General features: G+C 72.1%; 2 protein-coding genes (1 of these 2 only partly in view). Both read left to right on the top strand.

Translation table 11 applies throughout. The features are described from left to right. The first annotated feature begins 65 nt into the window (after positions 1-65). Complete coding sequence (locus tag ACQ7HM_RS00680) at positions 66-8,156, top strand: amino acid adenylation domain-containing protein (RefSeq protein ID WP_434214336.1); 8,091 nt, start codon at positions 66-68, stop codon at positions 8,154-8,156. A 17-nt stretch (positions 8,157-8,173) separates the two neighbouring features. Then, positions 8,174-24,541, top strand: partial view of a non-ribosomal peptide synthase/polyketide synthase gene (locus tag ACQ7HM_RS00675; protein ID WP_434214335.1) — the beginning only. The gene runs 23,622 nt beyond the window's last position; only the first 16,368 of its 39,990 coding nucleotides appear in the window; it begins with the start codon at positions 8,174-8,176; the stop codon falls past the right edge of the window.

The raw sequence follows: 24,541 nt of genomic DNA, 5'->3' as shown, positions 1-24,541 counted from the left end.
CAATGTGTGCGTACAGCGATGGGGGTGTGAGCCCCGGCACCAGCGGTCGAGGTGACCGCATCCCGATGACCGCGGCGCAGCGGGGGATGTGGTTCGCCGAGAACCTGCAGCGGGACTATTCGGTCACCGTGGCGCACTACCTCGACATCACCGACGTCGACCGCCCCCTCGACCGCGACCTGTTCCGCCGCGCCGTGCGCGAGGCCGCCCGTTCGCTGGAATCGGCGTACACCCGCATCGAGCTCGTCGACGACGTGCCGATGGTGCTCGTCGACCCCGACATCGACTTCGACGTCACCGAGATGGATCTGCGCTCCGATCCCGACCCCCTGGCCGCCGCGCAGGCGTGGATGACCGCCGACCACCGCCGCCCGATGGATCTCACCCGCGATCCGATCGCGATCTCCCGCCTCATCCGTGTCGCCGACGACCGGGCGCTGTGGTACCTCCGCGGACACCACATCGCGTTCGACGGGTACTCCGCGCTGAACAGCCTCCACGAGGCGGTCCACCGCTACAACGCGATGTCGCGCGGCGAGGAGTACGTCCACCCGCCGCGCGCGTCGCTGGCCGAGGTCGCCGCCGACGACGCCGCCTACGGCGACAGCACCCGTCGGGACGGCGACCGCCGGCACTGGGTCGAACGCGTCGCGGACCTGCCCGAACGGGTCACCCTCGCCCGTCGCGCCACATCGGCCCGACTCTCTCCCGCTAACGTGGTGGCCAGCACCCGCCTGGACCCGACGACACAGGGGGCGATCGAGGCCTCCGCCGCCGAGACCTCGAGTTCGGTCGCGACCGTGCTCACCGCGGCGTTCGCCGCGTATCTCGCCGCGGTCACCGGCACCGACGACGTCGTGCTGAGCCTTCCCGTCACCGGCCGCGCCGCGGCGAAGATGAAGCGCGCCAGCGGAATGGTGTCGAACATGCTGCCGGTCCGGGCTGGTGACCTCGGCACCATCTCCGGGCGCGCACTGATCCGCGACGTGCAGACCGAGCTGACCGGTGTCCTACGCCACCAGCGCTACCGCTACGAGGACATCCGCGGCCACGCCGGCCTCACCGACGCGAGCGCGGCATCGTTCGGTCCGATCGTGAACCTCGTGTTCTTCGACCGACCGATCGCGATCGACGGTGCGCGCACCGACTACCAGATCCTGTCCTCGGGGATCCTCGACGACCTGCGGGTCAACCTCTACTCCGCCGGACCGGGTGAACGGCTCGTCGTCGACCTGCACGGCAACCCGAACCTGTACTCCCACAGCGAACTCGACGAACACCTCACGCGTTTCCTGACGTACGTCGAACGACTCCTCGCCGATCTCGACCGACCCGTGCGCACAATCGAGCTGCTACTGCCCGGCGAACACGACGCGGTGCTCGATCTCGGACGCAACAACGCTGTGTCGCACACCGATTCGCCCGCCGCCGACACCCACCTGCTGGCGCCCTTCCTCCGCGGCGTCGCGCGCACCCCGGACGCGCCGGCGCTGGTGACCGACGACGTGGTGCTGACCTACCGCGCCGTCGACGACCGGCGACGAGAACTGGCCGCGCAGCTCGTCGACGCCGGTGTCGTACCGGGCGACCGTGTGGTGATCGCACTCGAGCGCGGTGTCGAGCAGGTGTGTGCGGTCTACGCGGTGCTCGGTCTGGGGGCGGTGTACGTACCGGTGGACCCCGACGAGGCGCGCGACCGCCGGACCGCGATCACCGCGATCGTGCAGCCGAGGGTGACCATCGACGGCGGCTGGACCCCGCCTCGCCCACCCGCCGAGCACGCGCGTCGCGTGGCCGATCGCCTCGTCGGCGTCGGACCCGCCTACGTCATCTTCACCTCGGGGTCGACCGGCGTCCCCAAGGGTGTCGTGGTCGACCACGCGGCGGTGCTCACGCGGCTGTGGTGGATGCAGTCCGACCACCCGGTGTCGGCGACCGACGTGATCCTGCACAAGACGCCGACCACCTTCGATGTCTCGATCTGGGAACTGTTCTGGCCGTTGATGACCGGGGCCACGATGGTCATCGCGCGCCCCGGGGGGCACCGCGACCCGCGGTACCTACACGAGATCATCTCCCGCCACGACGTCACCACCGTGCATTTCGTCCCCGCCATGCTCGACGTGTACCTCGACGCCGAGCAGGTCCTGCCCGCATCGGTGCGGCAGGTCTTCACCTCCGGTGAGGCGCTGTCGGTGTCGGCGGGGCGGCGACTGCTTGCGGGGTCGTCGGCGACGCTGGTGAACCTGTACGGCCCCACCGAGGCCGCGGTCGACGTCACCGCGCACACCGTGGACGGGCACGCCGACATCGTGCCCATCGGTCGGCCGGTCGCGGGCACCGACGTCTACGTCCTCGACCCGGCGCTGCGGGTGGTGCCGGTCGGCGTGGTCGGCGAACTGCACATCGCCGGACGCCAACTCGCCCTGGGCTACGTCGGCGCCCCCGACCGGACCGCCGAGCGGTTCGTCGCCGACCCGTACGGCGCACCGGGTGATCGCATGTACCGCACCGGTGATCTGGTGCGCTGGAACGACTCCGGCGTACTGGAGTACCTGGGTCGCGACGATCACCAGGTGAAGATCCGTGGACAACGTGTCGAGCTGGGCGAGATCGAGTCGGTGCTCGAGTCCGTCGACGGGGTCGACGCGGCCACGGTGATCGCCCGGACCGATCTCGGTCCCGCACCGCTGCTGGTGGCGTATGTGCGCGGTGACGCCGCCGCCGGTGACGAGCACCGGGTGATGGCGTCGGCCCGGCGCAGGCTGCCCGCCCACATGGTGCCCGGCGCCGTCGTCGTCGTCGACGAGTTCCCGGTCACGTCGTCGGGCAAGGTCGATCGTCGCGCGCTGCCCGAACCGACCGTCCGCACCGGGGTCGAGCACGCGCAGGCGGAGTCCGAGGTCGAGATCGCCCTCGCCGCGACGATCGCCGATCTCCTCGGGCGCGAGCAGGTCGGCATGCGCGACAACCTCTTCACGCTCGGCGCCGACTCCCTCGTCGCCGCCCGGCTCGTGTCGATGATGCGGTCCCGACACGGCCTCGACCTCGCCCTCACCGACGTCTTCGACGCCGCCACCATCGGGGAACTGGCCGAACGGGCCCTGCACGTCTCCGAGGTCGACGGGGCCGACGGGGTGGTCGCTATGGCACGACCCGCAATCCTGCCGTTGTCGCCGGCACAGACCCGCCTGTGGTTCATCAACCGGATGGCGCCGCACGAGCCGACCTACAACATGCCCGGCGCGCTGCGCCTACCCGGTGACACCGACACCGACGCCGTGATCGCCGCCGTCGGCGACGTGGTGGCGCGCCACGAGATCCTGCGCACCCGGTTCCCGTCGATCGACGGTGAACCGGCGCAGGAGATCACCGCCGCGCCGGAGGCGGTCACCGGCGTCACCGCCGACATCGGGGACGTCGTCACCGTCGCGGCCGACCGCCTCGACCACGCGATCGGCGAGATCGTCGGGCGTGGCTTCGACCTGACCCGCGAGCTGCCGGTCCGGGCGCGGCTGCTGCGGGTCCCCACCCCGGGTGTCGTCGACCACCCCGGCGTCGCCGAGTCGACCGCCACCACGGCCGACGAGAACTCCTCGCCGGCAACCGATGTCGTCGTGGTGGTCGTGGTCCACCACATCGCGGCCGACGGCCAGTCACTGCCGCCGCTGCTGGCGGACCTGATGACGGCGTACACCGCGCGCCGCGCGCACCGGGCGCCGGACTTCGCGCCGCTGACCCTGCAGTACGCCGACGCGACCCTGCGCAGTCGCGCGCGCCTCGGTGACGTCGACGACCCGACCCCGGCAGCCCGGGCCGAGCTGGACTTCTGGCGAAACGAACTCGAGGGCGCGCCGGAGATCCTGACGCTGCCGACCGACCGCCCACGCCCGCAGATCCCCAGCGGTGCCGGCGATCACGTCGACGCCGTGATCCCGGCCGCACTGGCCGACGGTGTCCGCGACCTGGCCGGCGACCTGTCGGTTACGCCGTTCGCCGTGGTCCACAGCGCGCTGGCCGTCGTCCTCGGCCGTCTCGCCGGCACCGACGACGTGTGCATCGGCACCGCCGTCGCAGGTCGCGACGACCCGGCCACCGCCGGACTGATCGGGATGTTCGTCAACACCGTCGTCCTGCGCAGCCGCATCGACCCCGTCGTGTCGGTCGCCGAGCACATCGCCGTCTCCCACCGCACCGCCGCGCGGGCGATCGCCCACGGCGCCATACCGTTCGAGCGGGTCGTCGACGCCGTCGCCCGGCGTCGTGGATCATCACACCCGCCGCTCGTCGGCGTCGCCCTCACCATGCAGGTGGACCCGCTGGCCGCGCTCGACCGGGTCGGGGCCATCCCGCTCACCGACCGATCCCGCGTCCGCGCCGCGAAATACGATCTGACGCTCACCCTGACCGAATCGGCGGACCGCATCGCCGACGCCGCCTACCGCCTCGAGATCACCTACGCCACCGACCTGTTCGACCGAGAGACCGCCGTCGAACTCGGACGGCAGCTGCAGCGGGTGCTGCAGACCATGGTCGACGCACCCACGCGGCCGGTCGGACGTATCGACCTCGTCGCGCCGGACCGCATCGCCGCTGCGGCCGCACCGCCGCTGGTGTCGGCGTCGCCGCAGCCGCTGCGGCATCTCCTCGCCACCGGTGCCCGGGTCGCCGATCCCGACGCCCCGGCCGTCTCCGGCGAGATCACCATGGCGTGGTCGGTGTTCGAGGCGTGGACCAATCAGATGGCGCGCGAACTCCTCGCGCGCGGCGTCGGGCCCGGGGACGTCGTCGCCATCGCCATCGCACGCTCGGCGCACTCGGTCGCCGCACTGGTCGCCGTGGCCAAGACCGGCGCCGCGTTCGTCACCATCGACCCCGCCAACCCGCCGGCCCGGCGGGCGCAACTCGTCGCCGACAGCGCCGCCGTCCTCGGGCTGACGGTGCGCGACGCCCTCGGCGAGAACACCGTCGAGGACTCCGCCTCCTCGGTGCCGTGGGTGGCGATCGACGACGTCGCCTTCGAGTTGGCGCTCGCGGGGTACAGCGGAGCGCCCGTCCGCGACGAGGAGATCCGCCGCCCGGTACGCATCGACGACCTGGCCTATCTGCTCTACACCTCGGGCTCCACCGGGCGACCCAAGGCCGCCGCGATCACCCATGCCGGGCTCACCGCGATGGTCGACGGACAGCGCTCCATCATGGGCGCGAACCCGGGTGGGCGACACCTGCACGTGGCGTCGCCGAGCTTCGACGTCTCGGTGTACGAGATACTCATGGCGCTGTGTGCCGGTGGCGAACTCGTCATCGCTCCGCCCGACGTGTTCGCCGGCGACGAGCTGACCGCACTGATGGTCCGCCACCGGGTTACCCATGCCGTGGTGACGCCGCTGGTTGCCGCGACACTCGACCCCGCCGCCCTCACCGAGGTGACGCTGATGGGGTTCGCCGGCGAGAAGGTCCCGCCGGAACTGGTCGCACAGTTCGACGCCCCGCACCGGTCGCTGTTCAACATGTACGGGCCCAGCGAGGCCACCATCTGGACCACGGTCGCGCGCCTGCGTCCCGACGCCCCCGTCACCATCGGCCGTCCCGTCCCCGGGTTCGCCGCGCTCGTCCTCGACGACTGGCTGCGGCCCGTGGCCGGCGGGGTGATCGGCGAGCTCTACCTGGCCGGCGCGGGCGTGGGCCGCGGATATCACGAACGTCCGGCGCTGACGGCGACGCGTTTCGTCGCGCATCCGTTCCTGCCCGGCGTGCGGATGTACCGCACCGGCGACCTCGTCTCCCGGCATCGCGACGGCGCACTCGTCTACCACGGCCGCAACGACTTCCAGATCAAACTGCGCGGCATGCGGATCGAACCCGGTGAGGTCGACGGCGTCCTGCGCCGCCACCCCGGTGTCGACCGTGCGGTGAGCGTCGGTGCCACCACCACCCACGGCGAGACCGTGCTCGTCACCTACGTGACGCCGAGCGACGGTGCGGTGCTCGTCCCCGAGCAGATCGTCGACCACGCCCGCCGACACCTCCCCGCGCACCTCGTGCCGCACACCGTGATGGTGATCGACGACCTGCCACGCAACCGCTCGGGCAAGGTCGACCGGTCGGCACTGCCCCCGGTGGAGCTGCGATCGGGACACGACTTCGTCGCCCCCCGCAGCGAACTCGAGACGATCGTGGCCGGGGTCATGGAGTCGGTCGTCGGCGTCGAGCAGGTCGGGGTCCACGACGACTTCTTCGCCATCGGCGGCAACTCGCTGTCGGCGACCAAAGTGGTCTCGCGACTCGAGCGACTGCTCGATCGTCGCCTCCCGCTGCGGATCCTGTTCGAGAACCCCAGCGTCGCCACGCTCGTCGGTGCGTTGGGATCGAGCGCGCCCGGGTCCGGCGCCTCGGCCGCGGGTGACGACGCCCCGCCGCTGACCACCCGACGTCGCTCCGAGGTCGTGCCGGTCTCCGGCGCCCAGCGCGGCATGTGGCTCGTCAACAACGCCGACCCGACATCCGGGTCGCACAACATCTCCCTGTCACTGCACCTCGCCGGTGCACTCGACGTCGAGGCGCTGCGCGCGGGCGTCGTCGACCTCGTCGCACGCCACGAGACGCTCCGCACGGTGTACCCCCTCGTGGGATCCGAACCCGCGCAGGTGATCCTGCCCGCCGAACTGGTCGCCTCCCACTTCGAGGTGTCGATCATCGACACCGATCCCGCCGAGGAGGCGTCCGCGGTGGCCGCACTGTGCGACCGTGGCTTCGACCTCACCGCGGAGTTGCCGGTGCGGGCGGCCGTGGTGCGCCGCGGCACCGACGACCACGAGCTGGTCTTCGTGGTCCACCACATCAGCGCAGACGGGGTGTCGCTCCGTCCGCTCGGACGTGACCTGGTGCGCGCCTACCTCGCCCGCCGCGACGCTGTTCCGCCGAGCTGGCCTGCGCTGCCGCTGCACTACGCCGACTACGTGTCGTGGCACCGAGAGCGTCTCGCGGCATGCGACGCCGACGGGGTGTCGCGCGCGCAGCGCCAACTCGACCATTGGGCGCGGCGCCTGCACGCCGCTCCCGGCCCGGTCGCGCTGCCCACCGACCGTCCCCGACCGGCCGTCGCGTCCGATGCCGCGGCGGCGGTCGATCTCACGATCCCGGCCGACCTCGTCACGACGCTGTCGGCCGTCGCACGGTCGACGGGCACCACGCTGTTCATGGTCGTCCACGCCGCCTACGCGGTCCTGCTGTCGCGGTTGAGCGGTCGGGGCGACATCGTCATCGGCACACCGTTCTCCGGTCGCCTCGATGAGGCACTCGACGATGTCGTCGGCATGTTCGTCAACACCCTCGCGCTGCGCACCGAGATCGATCCGGGGGAGCGGTTCACCGATCTCCTCGACCGTGTCCGCGCCGACGACCTCACCGACATGGCCCACGCCGACGTGGCCTTCGACGACGTCGTCGCCCGGGTGTCGGGTCCGGCGGTGACGGGGAGGGCGACAGGGTCACCGAACCCGCTGTTCTCGGTCATGCTCGCATTCCAGAACCTCGAGTTCCCGGTGGTCGAGGTCGAGGGTCTTCGGATCGCCCCGCAGGTCACCGACACCGTCGCGGCGAAGGTCGATCTCGAGCTCATCCTGTTCCCGACCGACCCCACCGGGCGTCGATCCGACGGGGCGATGACCGGGCGCATGATCTACGCGACCGACCTCTTCGACGACGAGACGGTGCGGCGGCTCGTCGATCGGTGGACACGTCTGCTCGCCGACATCGGTGCCCATCCCGACCGGGTGGTCGGCGATCTCGTGTTCTCCGACGGCCCCACGGCGGAACCGGTCGCCGAGGTCGATGCGCTGCCTGACCTCGTCGCCGTCGCGTCGTCGGTCGACCCCGACGCCGTCGCCGTCGAACTCGACGGCACCACGGTCAGTTTCGGCGAGATCGACTCGATGGCCGCGGCGATGCAGATCACGCTGCCCGACGGGGACGCCTACACCGCACTGACCGTCGCGCTCACCACGGTGGTGCCGGTCCTGGGCCAGGGTGACGTCAGGATCCTCGACGAGGCCCTCGATCAGTTGCAGTCGAACGCCCGCCGCGTCGCCGGTGTCGCGGATGCCCCGGCCTCACCCATGCACGGACACTCGTCGGACGGAACCGGCCGGGAGTGACGACCACCGGACCAGGCGTGCCCGGCGCGCCGGAACCTCGTCGTGCCGCCCCCACCACGACCGTGCGCGGCACGACTGCCCGTCTGTCGGACCCCCGGGCGGCGAACCTGCGTCCGCCGACGCCGCGACTCGTCGCACTCGCCGCCGGTCTCGAGCCCGACCGGGTGGTCGTCGACGGAGCCACCGGACCGGTCACCCTGGCCGCGCTCTCGGCGAAGATCACCGCCACGGTCCCGATGCTGACCGCGCGGGGCATCGGCGCCGAGGCGGCGGTCGGTGCCACGGTCACCGGTCTCCTTCCGCGACAGGGTCTGTCGCCGGCGCAGATCGGCTCCGCGACCGCCGCGGCGCTCGCACGGATCGCCGCGATCGCCGACGAGGTCGCCGGCACCACGGACTGGGGCTCGGTCCCCGGTCGCTTCCGGTCCGCGGTGCACCGCGCCGCGACACACGGTGCCGGGGGTGGGGGCCGGGTCGCGGTGTCGGACCTGCGCGGTGTGGCGCTGACCTATCCCGAACTCGACGAACGCTCCGACCGCCTCGCGCGTGGGCTGATCCGCGCGGGAGCGGGGCCCGAGACGCTCATCGGTGTGGCCCTGCCCCGCGACGTCGACCTCATCGTCGCGCTGCTCGGCGTCCTGAAAGCCGGTGCCGCGTACCTCCCGCTCGACCGCACCCACCCGGTGCGTCGATCGCAGACCATCGTCGCCGCGGCCCGACCACTGATGATCCTCACCGCCGACGACACCGCGTCGGACTGGTGCGCGGAGATCGGCGCGCCCACCGCGACGGTCGCCGACATCGCGCGCGAGAGCGACCGCGAATCCTCGCCGCCGCTGCCCGAACGCATCGACAGCCGCCACGCCGCGTACGTGATCTTCACGTCGGGATCGACCGGTGTGCCCAAGGGTGTCGTGATCACCCACGAGCAGATCGTGGCGATGCTCAACGCCCTCGACGAGCTGTACGACACCACCGCCGACGACGTCTGGACGATGTTCGCCTCGTACGCCTTCGACGTCTCGGTCGGCGAGATCTGGCCCGCGTTGGCCGCCGGTGGTCGCCTCGTGGTCCTCGACCACCTCACCACGCGGTCACCCGACGACATGGTCGCGGTCCTGACGCACGAACAGGTCAGCATCCTCAACCTCACCCCCTCGGCGTTCTACCAACTGGCCGCCGCGCTGCGCGGCGGGGGAGACGACGCAAGCGCGCCACGACTGTCGCCGTCGGTGCGCGAGATCATGTTCGCCGGGGAACGCCTCGACTTCGAACAGGTGCGGCGCTGGTACCGCGACCGCATCGCGATCGACGGCCACACCGGTCCCGCGCTGAACAACATGTACGGGCCCACCGAGACCACGGTGTACATGACGCGTCGGGCCGTGACATCCGAGTTCGCTGCGGCGACAACTGTGTCCGACATCGGTGTCGCGTTTCCCGGGACCCGGACGGTCGTGCTCGACGCGCGTCTGGCCGCGGTACCCGAGGGCGTGCCCGGGGAGCTCTACGTCTGTGGGCCGCAGGTCGCCCGCGGCTACCTCGGACGGGGTGATCTGACCGCGGGTCGATTCGTCGCCGACCCGTTCGGTCCGCCCGGTGCGCGGATGTACCGCACCGGCGACCTCGTTCTCGAGCGCAACGGGTCGCTGGAGTTCCTCGGCCGGGGCGACGACCAGGTCAAGCTGCGCGGTTTCCGTATCGAACTGGGAGAGATCGAGGCCGCACTCGCCGCCGTCGACGGTGTCGACGCCGCGGCGGCGGCGGTCCGCACCCGTGACGACCAGCCCGAACAACTCGTCGGTTACATCGTCGCGAAATCGGGCGCCGGTGAGAACACTGCGCCGCACCAGGATCCGCGCGACACCGACCGTGACACCGAGCTGGTCGCCGCGGCACGCGGCGCCGTCGCGGCGCGGGTCCCGGAGTACATGGTGCCGTCGGTCGTCATGGTCGTCGACGCGCTCCCGCTGACCGTCAACGGCAAGGTGGACCGCGACGCCCTGCCGACCCCGCAGGCGCCGGTCGAGACCGGACACACCGAACCGCCCGCCACCGACACCGAACGCGTGATCGCCGCGCTCGTCGCCGAGGTCCTCGGACTCGACCGGATCGGTGTCACGACATCACTGTTCGATCTCGGCGGCACATCGCTGGCGGTCGCGCGGATCGCCGCGGAGATCGGTCGACAGCTCGACGTCGACGTCAGTGTGCGCGACGTCTTCGCGCAGCCGACCGTCCGCGGTCTCGCCGGCGTGGTGACCGATCGCGGCGCCGCCGACCGGCCGCTGCTGCTGCCGGTCGAGCGCCACGACACGATCGGTCTGTCCGACGCCCAGCGCCGGATCTGGTTCCTGTCCCGCCTCGATCCCGACAGCGCCGCCTACGTGATCCCGTTGGTGCTGCGCTTCTCCGGTGACCTGCGGCCCGGCGCCCTCGCCGCCGCCGTCGACGACGTGATCGCCCGCCACGAGTCGCTGCGGACCCGTTTCGTCGCCACCGACGGCATCCCCGCGCAGGTGGTGATGCCCGCCGCGGGACACCGCAGCGACACGGTCATCGACCCGCCACGCGACCTCACCGCCGGCGATGTGCTCGCGATCGAGAGCGCGATCACCGAGATCGTCACCGCATCCTTCGATCTCGAGGCGCACCCACCGGTGCGGGCACGGCTGCTCCGGGTCGCGCCGGAGGACGCCGCGGGCACCGGTGGCGAGTACGTGTTCGTGCTCGTGGCCCACCACGTGATCGCCGACGCGGCGTCGCTGGCGCCGCTGGCCCGAGATCTGATGTCCGCCTACACCGCCCGGGTCGCAGGTCGTGCGCCCGATCTCGCGCCGCTGCCGGTGCAATACGCCGACTACACCGTGTGGCAGCGCGCGGTGCTCGGCGACATCGACGACCCGACGTCGACCGCGGCGCGGCAGTGGCACCACTGGCGCGAGCACCTCGCCGACCTGCCCGAGGTGACCGACCTCCCCGTCGACCGGCCCCGACCGGCCGTGGCATCCGGACGCGGAGCGCAGTACCACCTCGACCCGGCACCGGACGTCATCGGCGGTCTGCTGCACCTGGCGCAGAACCACGGGGCGACCCCGTTCATGGCGTTCCACGCGGTGTTCGCGGCCCTGCTCGCGCGGTCGGGTACCGACGACGACATCGCGATCGGCACCGCCGTCGCCGGTCGCGACGCCGCCGAACTCGACGACCTCATCGGGATGTTCGTCAACACCCTCGTGCTGCGCACCCGCGTCGACCGGTCGGCGGGCTTCGCGGCCCTCCTCGACGACGTGCGTGCCACCGACGTCGCGGCCCTCACGCACACCGACCTCCCGTTCGAGCGACTCGTGGAGCACCTCGCCCCGGATCGCAGCGCAGCGCACTCGCCGCTGTTCCAGGTGGCCCTCAACCTCGTCGACGCCGACCGCTCCGCCTTCGCCCTGCCGGGTGTCGACGTCCACGCCGTCGACCCGCCCGTCACCACCACGCAATTCGACCTGTCGCTCACGGTGTCCACCGGTGACGCCGATGGGGCCGGGACCCCGCGCATGGTGTTCACCTATGCCACCGACCTCTTCGACGAGGCCACCGTCGCCGACCTCGCCGACAGGTTCGTCGCTCTGGCCGCCGCCGCGGTCGCCGACCCCACCCGCCCGGTCGGCGACATCGACCTGATCGGATCCGACACGCAGGCGGGCCACGAACTCGCGACGCCCGGCGACAGCGCGCCGCGGACGTTCGCCGAGATCCTCGCCGACGCCGTCGCCGCGAATCCCGACGGTGTCGCGGTCGTCGACGCCACGACGCGCTGGACGTACCGCGAGCTGTCCGAGCATGCCGATCACGTTGCCGCGCACCTGCATCGCCGTGGTGTGCGTCCGGGTGACGTTGTCGCGTGTGCGATACCGCGATCGGCCGCGGCGACGCTCGCGCTCTGGGGAATCGTCCGTGCGGGCGGCGCGGTGCTGCCCATCGACCGCGATCACCCCGCCGAGCGCGTCGCACAGATGCTCGCCGACAGCGACGCACGCATCGGGGTGACGGAGTCCGGCGGCAGTGGTGTCCTGCCGTCGCACATCGAGTGGCTCGATCTCGAGACTCTCGCCCGGCCCGGCCCCCACGACCCCGGCACACCGACGACGGCGCGCATCGACGACACCGCCTACGTCATCTTCACCTCGGGATCGACCGGACGACCCAAGGGCGTCGCGGTCACCCACCGCGGCCTCGCGAACGTGGTGAGCGAGATGCGCGGTCGGTTCGCGCTCACCCCGACCGCGCGGGTCCTCGCGTTCGCCTCGCCCAGCTTCGACGCCTCGATCTTCGAGACGCTCCTCGCGGTCGCCGCCGCCTCGACACAGGTGATCGCGCCGACCGACATCGTCGGCGGCGACGAGCTGGCACGATTCGTCGCGACCGAGCAGATCACCCACGCCTTCGTCACACCCGCCGCGCTGTCCACCGTCCCCGCCGACGGTCTCGACGCGCTGGCGATCCTCTGCGTCGCCGGCGACACCTGCCCGCCCGAACTGGTGCGCCGGTGGGCGCCGGGACGGCGAATGTTCAACCTCTACGGCCCGTCGGAGGCGACGATCTGGTCGACGTCGACCGCCCCACTGCGCGAGGCGGACACCGACGACCGGCACGCGGGTGCACCGCGTGCGGTCCCCATCGGTGTTCCCGTCACCGGCGTACGCGCCCACGTTCTCGACGACCGCCTGCGGCCGGTGCCGCTCGGGGTCACCGGGGAGCTCTACCTGTCCGGGCCCGCGCTGGCACGCGGTTACCTCGGTCGGCCGGGGCAGACCTCCGAACGGTTCGTCGCCGATCCCTTCGGTCCGCCCGGCGGCCGCCTGTATCGCACCGGTGACCTCGTCCGACTGCGGCGCGGCGCGCCCGATGTCGACGACATGGCGACCCACGAATTGGAGTTCCGGGGTCGCAACGACTTCCAGGTGAAGATCCGCGGCTTCCGCATCGAACCGGGTGAGGTCGACACCGTCCTCGGCGCCCATCCCGACGTCGCGTTCGCGACCACGCTCGCCCGCACCGATCCGCGATCCGGGCAGACCATGTTGGTGTCGTACGTCCACCCGCGGCCCGGACGTGCGCTCGACACCGCCGACCTCGGCACCGGTGTCGCAGCACGCCTGCCGCGACACCTCGTACCGGCGTCGATCATGGTGCTCGCATCGGTACCGCTCACCCCCACAGGCAAACTCGACCGCCGCGCGCTGCCCGCACCGGTGTTCGCGGGATCGGGCCACGACGGCGACGTGGTCGCGCCGGCCACCGACACCGAACGACTCATCATCGCCGTGTACGCCGACGTCCTCGGTGTCGACGAGGTGTCGGCGACGGCCGACTTCTTCGAGCTGGGTGGCAACTCGCTCGCCGCGACCCGTGTGGTGGCCCGGGTGGGCCAGGGACTGCGCCGCGATCTGCGTGTCCGCGACCTGTTCGACGACCCCACCCCGCGCGGATGGGGGGCGGTCCTCGACGCCACGGCGACTGATCCCGCCGACAACCCGCCGGGGGCCGGGGGCGGCCTTGTCCCCGTCGCACCCCCGACACCCCGCGATCGCCCGGCCGAGATCCCCCTGTCGTACGCGCAGCGCCGTATGTGGTTCATCAACCAGTTCGACCCGACGTCGGCCGCCTACAACATCCCGGTCGTCGTCGCCCTGCGCGGACACCTCGACGTCGACGCCCTCCGCGAGGCCGTCAGCGACCTCGTCGAACGACACGAGGTGCTGCGCACCACCTACCCGACCGGTGGCGACGGCGCGCCGATGCAGTTCGTGGATGCGCCCGACCACGCACGGACACAGCTCGACTGGGCGATCGCGGCCACCGACGACGAGGCGCGGGTGATCATCGGCCGCGGATTCGACGTCGCGACCGACCTGCCGCTGCGCGTACGGCTGCACAGCGCAGATCCCTCGCGCCACCTGCTCGTCGTCGTCGTCCACCACATCGCGGCCGACGGCCAGTCCGCGCCGGTCCTGGCCCGCGACATCGCCCACGCCTACACCGCGCGTAGTGCGGGCGGCGTGCCCGAGTGGACGCCGTTGCACGTCCAGTACGCCGATTATGCTCTGTGGCAACGGGACCGGCTGGGATCGGCCGGCGACCCCGGATCACCGATGGCACACGATCTCGCCTGGTGGCGCTCCACGCTCGCGGGGTTGCCCGAGGTGCTCGGGCTCCCGACCGATCGGCCCCGTCCCCCCGTACCCGACGGCCGCAGCGGCACCGTCGAGTTCGGCCTCGACGCCGCGACCACGAGTGCGGTGCGACGACGCGCGGCCGCCGCCGGTGTCACCACCTTCATGGTCGTCCACGCGGCCCTGGCGGCGGTGCTCGCGCGCCTGTCGTCGTCGACCGACATCGCCGTCGCCATCCCGGTGGCCGGTCGCGGTCACGCCGACCTCGACCCGCTCATCGGCATGTTCGTCAACACCCTGGTGCTGCGGACCGAGATCGACCCCGCCACAACCGTCGTCGACCTGCTCACCGACGTCCGCCGCGTCGATCTCGACGCGTTCGCCCACGCCGAGGTGCCCTTCGAGCGTGTCGTCGACGCCGTCGACCCGGTGCGGTCGGAGGCGTTCGAACCGCTGGCCTCGGTGCTGCTCGTGCACGACACCGACGCACCGGTGTCGGCCGACCTCGGTGACATCGCGATGGAACTCCAGCCCGCCCGCGACGACGTCGCGAAGTTCGACCTGACCGTCGGCGTCACCGACAACGACGCCGAGCTGACGGGCGTGTTCCTCTATGCCGCAGCGCTGTTCGACCACGACACCGTAGAGTGGTTCGCCGCCGCCTTCCGCCGCGTCCTGACCGCCTTCGCCGACGACCCCGCGACACCGGTGGGGGACATCGCGATCCTGCACGACACCGAGATCGCCGCGCAGGTCGCCGCGTCGCGGGGCCCGGAGGTGTCGGTGCCCGCGAGCACCCTGGCCGAGGAGAGTCGCCGCCACGGCGACGCCCACGCCGACGCGATCGCGCTGGTGACCACCGACGGTTCCGGGCGCACGCTGACCCACGGCGAGTTCTGGGCGCGGGTGTCGATGCTGGCGCGCGATCTGATCGACGCCGGTGTCGGTCCCGACGACGCCGTCGCGCTGTGTCTGCCGCGCTCACCGGAACTCGTCGTCGCCGTCCACGCCGTCCTCGCCGCAGGCGGTCAGTACGTCCCCATCGACGTCGCGACCCCCGCCGACCGCGCCGAGTACATGATCGACACCTCCGGGGCGAGCGTCGTGCTGGTCGGCCGCGATCACCGTCCCGCCTGGGTGTCGCAGGCCGATCACCACCTCGCGGTCCTCACCGTCGACACCACGGCCGACATCGCCGGTGTCGACCACGGGACCGACCGTGTCGCGCCGGTCACCGACGCCGACCGACGTCGTCCGCTGCGGCCCGATCACGCCGCGTACACGCTGTTCACCTCCGGGTCGACGGGCCGCCCCAAGGGCGTGACCGTGACGCACCGGGCCGTGCTCAACCGACTGCGGTGGGGACTCGACGCCTTCCCCCTGGGGTCCGCCGACGCGGTGCTGCTCAAGACGCCCTACACCTTCGACGTCTCGGTACCGGAGCTGTTCGCGCCGTTGATGTCCGGCGCCCGGATGGTGATCGCCGTCGACGGCGGGCACACCGACCCCGAGCACCTCGTCGACGTCCTCGTGACCCATGCGGTGACGTCGGTGCACTTCGTCCCGTCGATGCTGTCGGTGTTCCTCGACGTCGTCGACACCGCGACCCTGCAGCACTGGACCGCGCTGCGTCATCTGTTCTGCTCCGGTGAGGCGCTGTCACCGGGTCTCGCCCGCGCGGCCCGCGCCGCACTGCCCCACGCCGCCCTCCACGATCTGTTCGGCCCCACCGAGGCCGCCGTCGAGGTCGCCCACCACACCCTCGACGTCGTCGGCGACGTGGTGCCGATCGGGCGACCGGTGTGGAACACCCGCACGGTGGTCCTCGACTCCCGGCTGCAGGTGGTCGGCCCCGGCGTCACCGGCGAGCTCTACCTCGGCGGACCGCAACTCGCCCGCGGGTACGCCGCCCGGCCGGACCTCACCGCCGACCGTTTCGTCGCCGACCCCGCCGGTGGTGGCGAGCGGCTGTACCGGACCGGTGATCTCGTCCGACGCAACCGCCGGGGCGACCTGGAATACTTGGGACGCAGCGACTTCCAGGTCAAGCTCCGGGGGCAACGCATCGAACTCGGCGAGATCGAGGCTGTGTTGGCCGGTGCGCCGGGCGTCGTGCACGCCGCCGCATCGGTCGTGACCGCGCCCGGTGGGGCACAACATCTCGTCGCCTACCTCGCCGGTCGCGACGCCGAGACCCTGGTGACGGCGGCGAGCGCCGCCGCGGAGACATCGCTCGCCGAGTACATGCGGCCCGGCATCTGGATCACCCTCGACGACATCCCGCGCAACGCCGCGGGCAAGCTCGACCGACGTGCCCTGCCCGCACCCGACTTCGGTGCGGCCGTCGCCGACCACGTCGCGCCCGCCACCGACGACGAACGGGTCATCGCCGACATCGTGGCCGCCGTGCTCGGTGTCGACCGCGTCTCGGTCACCGATTCGTTCTTCGCCCTCGGCGGCGACTCGATCCTCTCGATCCGACTGACGTCGCTGCTGCGCGGCGCCGGCTACGCGATCAGCCCGCGCGACATCTTCACCCATCGCACCGTCCGCGGCCTGGCCCACACCACCGCCGGCGACACCGCCGACACACTCGCCGAATACCCCGACGGTGCCACCGGACCCGTGGCGCCGACCCCCGGCGTCGGCTGGATGCTCGACCTCGTCGACCACCCCGACCAGTTCGCCGACTTCTCCCAGTCCGCGGTGCTGGTGCTCCCACCCGACGCCGACGTCGCCGAGCTGCGCGCGGCGATCGGTGCCGTCGCCGACGCCCACCCGATGCTCACCGCGTCCCTCACCGTCGACGACGGTCGACCGACGGTGCTCGCCGGTGCCGGGAACGTCGAGGACGTGCACGTCGAGATCGTCGCCGCCCCGGATGCGACGACCGACGCCGCGATCGGTGACGCACACCGCCGGGCGTCCGCCCGGCTCGACCCGTCGACCGGGCGTCTCGTCGCCGCGGTCGGGGTCCGTGACGCCACCGGGATCGGCCGACTCGTCGTCGTCATCCACCACATCGGTGTCGACGCCGTGTCGTGGCCGACCATCGTGTCCGGGATCGGCGCGGCGTGGTGGCACCTGCGCGCCGACCGGCCACCGACCGTCGCCACCACCGGCACCTCGTTCCGCCGGTGGGCCGGCGTCCTCACCGATCTGGCCGAGCGGGAATCGGAACTGGCGCTGTGGGATCGGCACCTACCCGCCGACGGCGTGCCGACGGCGATCGCGACCGATCGCCACCGTGACCGTCTGGGCACGGTCGAGACCGTCGGTGTGGTCGTGCCCGCCGCGGTCGCCGACCCGATCCTCACGTCGGTCCCCGAGGCGTTGCGCGCCCGCGTCGACACGACGCTGATCGCCGCGCTGATGCAGGCGCTCGCCGACGTGCGGGCGACCGGGGCCGACGCACCGGTCTCGGTGCTCCTCGAGAACCACGGCCGCGAGGAACATCTCGCACCGGGCGCCGATCTGTCGGAGACCGTCGGGTGGTTCACCAGCTTCGTCCCGCTGACGCTCCCGGTTGCGCCCGTCGACAATGACGCGGCCGGACCCGACGCGGTCGTCGCCACGGTGAAGGCGGTCAAGGACGCCGTCGCGCGGATGCCCGACGGGGGCATCGCCTTCGGACCGCTGCGCCACCTCCGGCCCGGATCGCCGCTGCGCCACCGGCCCCTGCCCTCGGTGAGCGTCAACTACCTGGGGGTGCGCTCCGGGCCGGGCGAGCCCGGTACCGCCCACGAGTCACCCTTCGCGCCGGTCGCCGGCACGCCGACCCTGCCGCCGTCGGTGCGTGCCGAGATGTCGGCGCTCGCGGCGCTCACCGTCACCATCGGCGCGGTCGTCCCCGCAGGCGACGCCACCGCCGGCGGCGGACGGGAACTGCAGGCCGAGTTCGCCTTCGCGCCGGGTGCGATCGACCGAGACGAGGTCGTCGCGATCGCCGACCGGTGGGCCGCGCACCTCGACGCGATCGTCCGGCGACTGGGCGAGGGTCCCGTCGGTCCCAGTGAGACCGATCTCGCGACCACCGGCCTCACCCAGTCCGAGATCGACGCGGTGCTCGCCGCGCACCCGGGTGCCGACCTCTGGCCGCTCACCCCGTTGCAGCAGGGCCTGTACTTCGAATCGGAGTTCGCCGGCGGCGCCGACGTCTACGTCACCCAGTCGACGATCACCGTCACCGACACCTTCGACACCGACACCGCCCGGCGGGCCGCGCAGACACTCGTCGACCGACACCGCGTGCTGCGCACGGCGTTCGTGCGCAGCAGCTCCGGCCGGCCTGTCGCCGTCGTCGCACCCGAGGCGACTCTCCATTGGCGCACGGTCGATCTCGGCGACACCGCACCCGCGGACGCGGTACGGCGACTCGAGCAGATCGCCCATGACGACCGCGTCGCGGGCTTCGACCTCGCCGGCGGCGGGCTCATCCGGTTCGTCCACGTGGCGCACATCGACGCAGACGCACACCCCGCGGTGTCGATCGTGATCACCGCCCACCACCTCGTCGTCGACGGGTGGTCGGCGCCGATCCTCCTGGGCGAGTTGCTCGCTCCGCTGTTCGGTGGCCCTGCCCTTTCCGCCGACCCGGTGCGTCCCGACTTCGGGGACCACCTCGACCGGCTCGCGACCCGCGATCGCGAGGCCGCGCTCACCGTCTGGCGCGACGCCCTCGCCGACGTCGACGGTCCGACGCTGGTGGCCCCGGGATACACGACGAGCATCGACGCCCCGCCCCGCGACCTGCGCGTGGACCTCACCCGCGACCTGACGGCGGCGTTGACCGATCGGGTCCGCGATCTCGACGCCACCATGGCGACGGTCCTGCAGGCCGCGTGGTCGATCCTGCTGAGCCGCATCACCGGACGCACGTCGGTGGTGTTCGGGGAGACGGTGTCGGGACGACCGCCCGACGAGCCCGGGGTCACGCAGATGATCGGGTTGTTCATCAACACGGTGCCCGTGGCCGCACGCGTCGACCCCGGCACCACTCCGGCCGATCTCGTCACATCCCTGCACCGCTCGAAGGCGGCGGTGCTCGACCATCAGTACGTCGGACTCGCCGACATCGCCGACGCGATCGGCCACCCGACGCTGTTCGACACCCTGACGGTCTACGAGTCCTACCCGGTCGATGCGGCCGTCGCCGCCGCGGCGAGTGGGGGAGCGGGTCCGGTGCGGGCCGTGTCGTCCACCGACGCGACGCACTACCCGCTGAACCTCGTCGCCGCCCCCGCCCCCACGTCCGCGTCCGACAGGGACACCGACGGGCCGGGGCTGACCCTCACGCTAAAATATCTGCCGTCGGCGTTCGACGACGACATGGTGGCCGTCATCGCCGACGCCATGATGGCGCTGCTCGCCGCGATCGCGCACGACCCGCACCGCCGCGTCGACGACATCGACCTGCTCTCACCCGCGATGGCCGAACGGATGCACGGGTGGTCGACCGGCGCCCCGCTGCTCTCGGGGGCCCAGACCTCCGCCGTACTCCCCGATCTCGTCGCGGCCCAGGTGGCCCGGACCCCGGATGCCGTCGCGCTCCGCGTCGACGGCACGTCGATGACGTACCGCGAGTTCGGGATCCGGGTCGATCACCTGGCCTCCGACCTCATCGGTCACGGGGTCGCGCCCGATGTCGCTGTCGGCATCGCGATCCCGCGATCGACGGAACTGCTCGTCGCCATCCACGCGGTCGTCGCCGCGGGTGGGCAGTACGTCCCGCTCGACCCCGACGCGCCCACCGACCGCATCGACCACATGCTCACCACCGCCGGCGCGCAGATCGTGCTCGTCCCGGCCGGTACTTCCCCGGTCGTGCCGGGCGACCGCATGATCATCGAGATCGACTGCGCCGCAGCGACCGTGCCCGACGACGCGATGTCGCGCGCCGTGGTCGAACACCGTCGCGGTGTCGGTGTCGACCACGCCGCCTACACGCTGTTCACGTCGGGATCGACCGGTCGGCCGAAGGGGGTGACGGTGTCGCACGCCGCCATCGTCAACCGCCTCCTCTGGATGCAGGAACAGTTCGCACTCACCGACACCGACGTCGTCATCCAGAAGACCCCGGCCACCTTCGACGTGTCGGTGTGGGAACTGTTCTGGCCGTTGATGACCGGAGCAAGTCTCGTGGTGGTTCGCCGCGACGGCCACCGCGACCCCCGACACCTCGCCGAGCTCATGGCCGCCGAAGGGGTGACGGTGGCCCACTTCGTCCCGTCGATGCTGTCGGTGTTCGCTGACGTCCTCGACACCTCGTCGCCCGCGGATCTGGCGGGCGTGCGGGCGGTGTTCGCCTCGGGGGAGGCGTTACCGGCCGCGGTTGCCGCGTCCGCATTCGCCGGTCTGCCGAACGCACGCCTGCACAACCTGTACGGGCCCACCGAGGCGGCTGTCGACGTCACCTGGCACGAGGTGCTGCGCGGCGACACGACCGTGCCCATCGGTACGCCCATAGCCGGGACCGTCACCCGCGTCCTCGACGACCGACTCCGCCCCGTGGCTCCCGGTGTCGTCGGCGAACTGCACCTGGGCGGTGTGCAACTCGCGCGCGGATACGCCTCGCGGGCCGATCTCACCGCCGAGCGGTTCGTCGCCGACCCGTACGGCCTGCCGGGCGAGCGTCTCTACCGCACCGGCGACCTCGTGCGCTGGACCGCCCACGGCGAGATCGACTACCTCGGTCGCGCCGACACGCAGGTCAAACTCCGCGGCCAGCGCATCGAACTCGGTGAGATCGAGGCCGTTCTCGCCGCGGCACCCGGTGTCGTGGCCGCTGCGGTCACCGTCGCCACGCGCCCCGACGGTGGTGACCACCTCGTCGCCCACCTCGCCGGTCATGTCGAGGGCCCCGAGGGCGTGTCCGACCTCACCGAGATCGTCACCGCCCACCTGGCCCGTGCCCTCCCGGCCTTCATGCGACCGTCGATCATCACCGTGTCCGAGACGCTGCCGACCACACCCTCGGGCAAAATCGACCGTCGCGCACTGCCCGAGCCGGTCTTCCCGGGCGCCGACCTCGAGATCGTCGCGCCCGCTGACGCTCTCGAGGCCACCGTGGCCGGGGTGTTCGCCGACGTCCTCGGTGTCGACGCGGTATCGGTGACCGACAGCTTCTTCGACATCGGCGGCAACTCGCTGTCGGCGACGCGGGTCTCGGCACGGGTGTCGGACGCCCTTGCGGTGCGGGTCGGCGTCCGCGACGTGTTCTCCGCACCCACCGTCCGCGCCCTGGCGGCGCTCGTCGGTGACATGACGCGGGGGAACGCGTCCGACGGCGTCGAACCTCTGCGTGCGCAGGCCCGCCCGGATCGCATCCCGCTGTCGCCCGCACAGCAGCGGATGTGGTTCATCAACCGGTTCGACCCGACGTCGCCGGCCTACAACATCGCCTTCGCGTTGCGCCTGCGCGGCACGCTCGACACGATGGCCCTGCGCGTCGCGGTCCGTGACGTGATCGTGCGCCACGAGACGTTGCGCACCACCTACGTCCAGGACACCGACGGCGACGCCCACCAGGTGATCGGAGACCCCGCATCGATCGACGACGACCGGTGGTGGTGCGAAGCCGACGTCGCCGGGTTGCCCACGCGGCCCTTCGATCTCGCCACCGAACTGCCCATCCGGGTGGGACTCGTCGCGTCGGACCGCGTGACCCCCGGCTCCACCGACACAGACCGTGTGGACACCGACCACCTCCTCTACGTGGTGATCCACCACATCGCCTCCGACGGGGAGTCCATCGCCCCGCTCGTCGCCGACCTCGTGACCGCGTACGCGGCCCGGGTCGCCGGAGTGGCCCCGACCTTCGCGCCGTTGGCGGTGCAGTACGCCGACGTGACCCTGTGGCAGCAGCGGGTTCTCGGCGCGGTCGACGACCCGACGTCACCTCTGGGCGCGCAGGTCGATCACTGGCGTGAACGCCTCGCGGGACTGCCCGACGTCGGTGACCTGCCGACCGACACGCCGCGCCCGCCGGTGGCGTCGATGCGCGGGGCGGCGGTGGACATCGATCTCGGGTCGGCCGTGCTCGCCGACCTCGAGGCGCTCGCCGCCCGGCATCGCGTCACGCTGTTCATGGTGCTCCACGCCGCCCTCGCGGTGGTCCTCGCGCGGTCCTCGGCGAGCACCGACATCGCCGTCGGCACACCGGTCGCCGGTCGTGGCCGGGCCGAACTCGACCCGCTGGTCGGGATGTTCGTCAACACCCTCGTGCTGCGGACCCGGATCGATCCCGCCGCGTCGTTCGCCGACCTGCTCGACCTCGTGCGCGACGTCGACCTCGACGCCTTCGCCCACGCCGACGTCCCGTTCGAACATCTCGTGGACGTTCTCGCCCCCACCCGGTCGGAGGCCTTCGCGCCGCTCGCCCAGGTACTGCTCACCCTCGAGCAGTCGGCGACCCCCTCCATCGACGTCGCGGGCGTCGAGATCACGCCCGTCGATCCGGGCGACCCGCCCGCGCGCTACGACCTCACCGTCGGGTTCACGGCGTCGCGTGACGACCGCGGCGCGCTGCGGTCGCTGAGCGGGTCGATCATCTATGCGACCGACCTGTTCACCGAGCCCAGCGTCGAACGCCTCGCCGAACGGTTGTGCGCGGTCCTGACGGCCGGTGTCGCGACACCCACGGTGCCGATCGGTGACATCGACATCGTCGCCCCTGCGGAGATCCGCCGGGTCGAGGAGTTGTCCGACGGGGGACCCGCGCCCCGGATCGACCCCGGCGCCGTCGATCTCGCCTCCTCCGTGGCCCGGCAGATCGCGGCGACCCCGTCCGCCACCGCGATCGTCGACGGCGACCGCGAGGTGTCGTACGCCGAATTCGGTGCACGCACCGCATCTCTGGCGCGCACCCTGATCGCACGCGGTATCGGCCCCGACGACGCTGTCGCGATCTGCCTGCCACGATCGGCGGAGTTGCTCGTCGCCGTACACGCGGTCGCCGCCGCGGGGGCCCGCTACGTCCCCGTCGATCCCGACGCCCCTGTGGCGCGTACGGCGTCGATGCTCGCCACCGCGCGGGTGTCTCTCACCCTCGTCGCCCCGGGGCCGACGCCGTCGGCGCTCGGCGACCATCCCGACGCGCTCGTCGTCGTGGACTGCTCGGGGCCGGTCGAGGGGGACACCCGCGCCGTCGCCGACAGGGATCGACGCGCCCCCCTGCGTCCCGACGACGCCGCCTACACCCTGTTCACCTCGGGATCGACCGGAGAACCCAAGGGCGTCACCGTCTCCCACCGCGCCATCGTCACCCGCCTGGCGTGGATGCAGGACCGGTTCACCCTCACCGCGGCCGACACCGTCGTCCAGAAGACCCCGGTCACCTTCGACGTGTCGGTGTGGGAGCTGTTCTGGCCGTTGATGACCGGCGCACGGTTGGTGCTCGCGCAACCGGGTCGGCACGGAGACCCGGTCCACCTGTGTGCACTCGCCGACCGCTGGGCGGTCAGCGTCGCGCACTTCGTGCCGTCGATGCTCTCGGCGTTCCTCGACGTCCTCGCGACCTCCGGCACTCCTGCGCCCCGGAGTCTGCGGCTGGTGGTCACCTCCGGTGAGGCGCTCGCCGCGCCCACCGCACGCGCAGCCCTGGCCGCGATGCCCGCCGCGACCCTGCACAACCTCTACGGACCCACCGAGGCCGCCGTCGACGTGACCCACCACGTGGTCACCGGCGACGAATCCGTCGTTCCCATCGGCCGTCCCGTGCCCGGCACGACGACCGTGGTCCTCGACGACCGGTTGCATGTCGTGCCCGTCGGTGTCGCCGGGGAGCTGTACCTCGGGGGTGTGCAGCTCGCCCGCGGATACGAGTCACGGCCCGACCTCACCGCCGACCGCTTCGTCGCCGATCCGGCCGGCACCGGCGAGCGGCTCTACCGCACCGGCGATCGGGCTCGGTGGAACCGCTCCGGTGAGCTCGAGTACCTCGGACGCAACGATCTCCAGGTGAAGCTGCGCGGGCAGCGCATCGAGCTGGGCGAGATCGAGGCGGTGCTCGCCGCCGCGCCCGGGGTCCGCGGTGCGGTGGTGTCGGTGCTGAACGACGCCACCGGCGACGACCACCTCGTCGCCCACGTCGCCGGCGCGTTCGACCCCCCGGTGCCGACCCCGCTGGTCGACGCGGTGCAGGTGCTGCCCGCGCACATGCGGCCGACGCGGTGGGTCGTCCTCGACACCCTGCCGCTGACCTCGAGCGGCAAGGTCGAC

It is taken from the genome of Williamsia sp. MIQD14 (assembly GCF_051025635.1).
Classification (GTDB): domain Bacteria; phylum Actinomycetota; class Actinomycetes; order Mycobacteriales; family Mycobacteriaceae; genus Williamsia_A.
The sequence above is the reverse complement of the archived record's forward strand: the minus strand, read 5'-3'. Positions and strand labels throughout refer to the sequence as shown.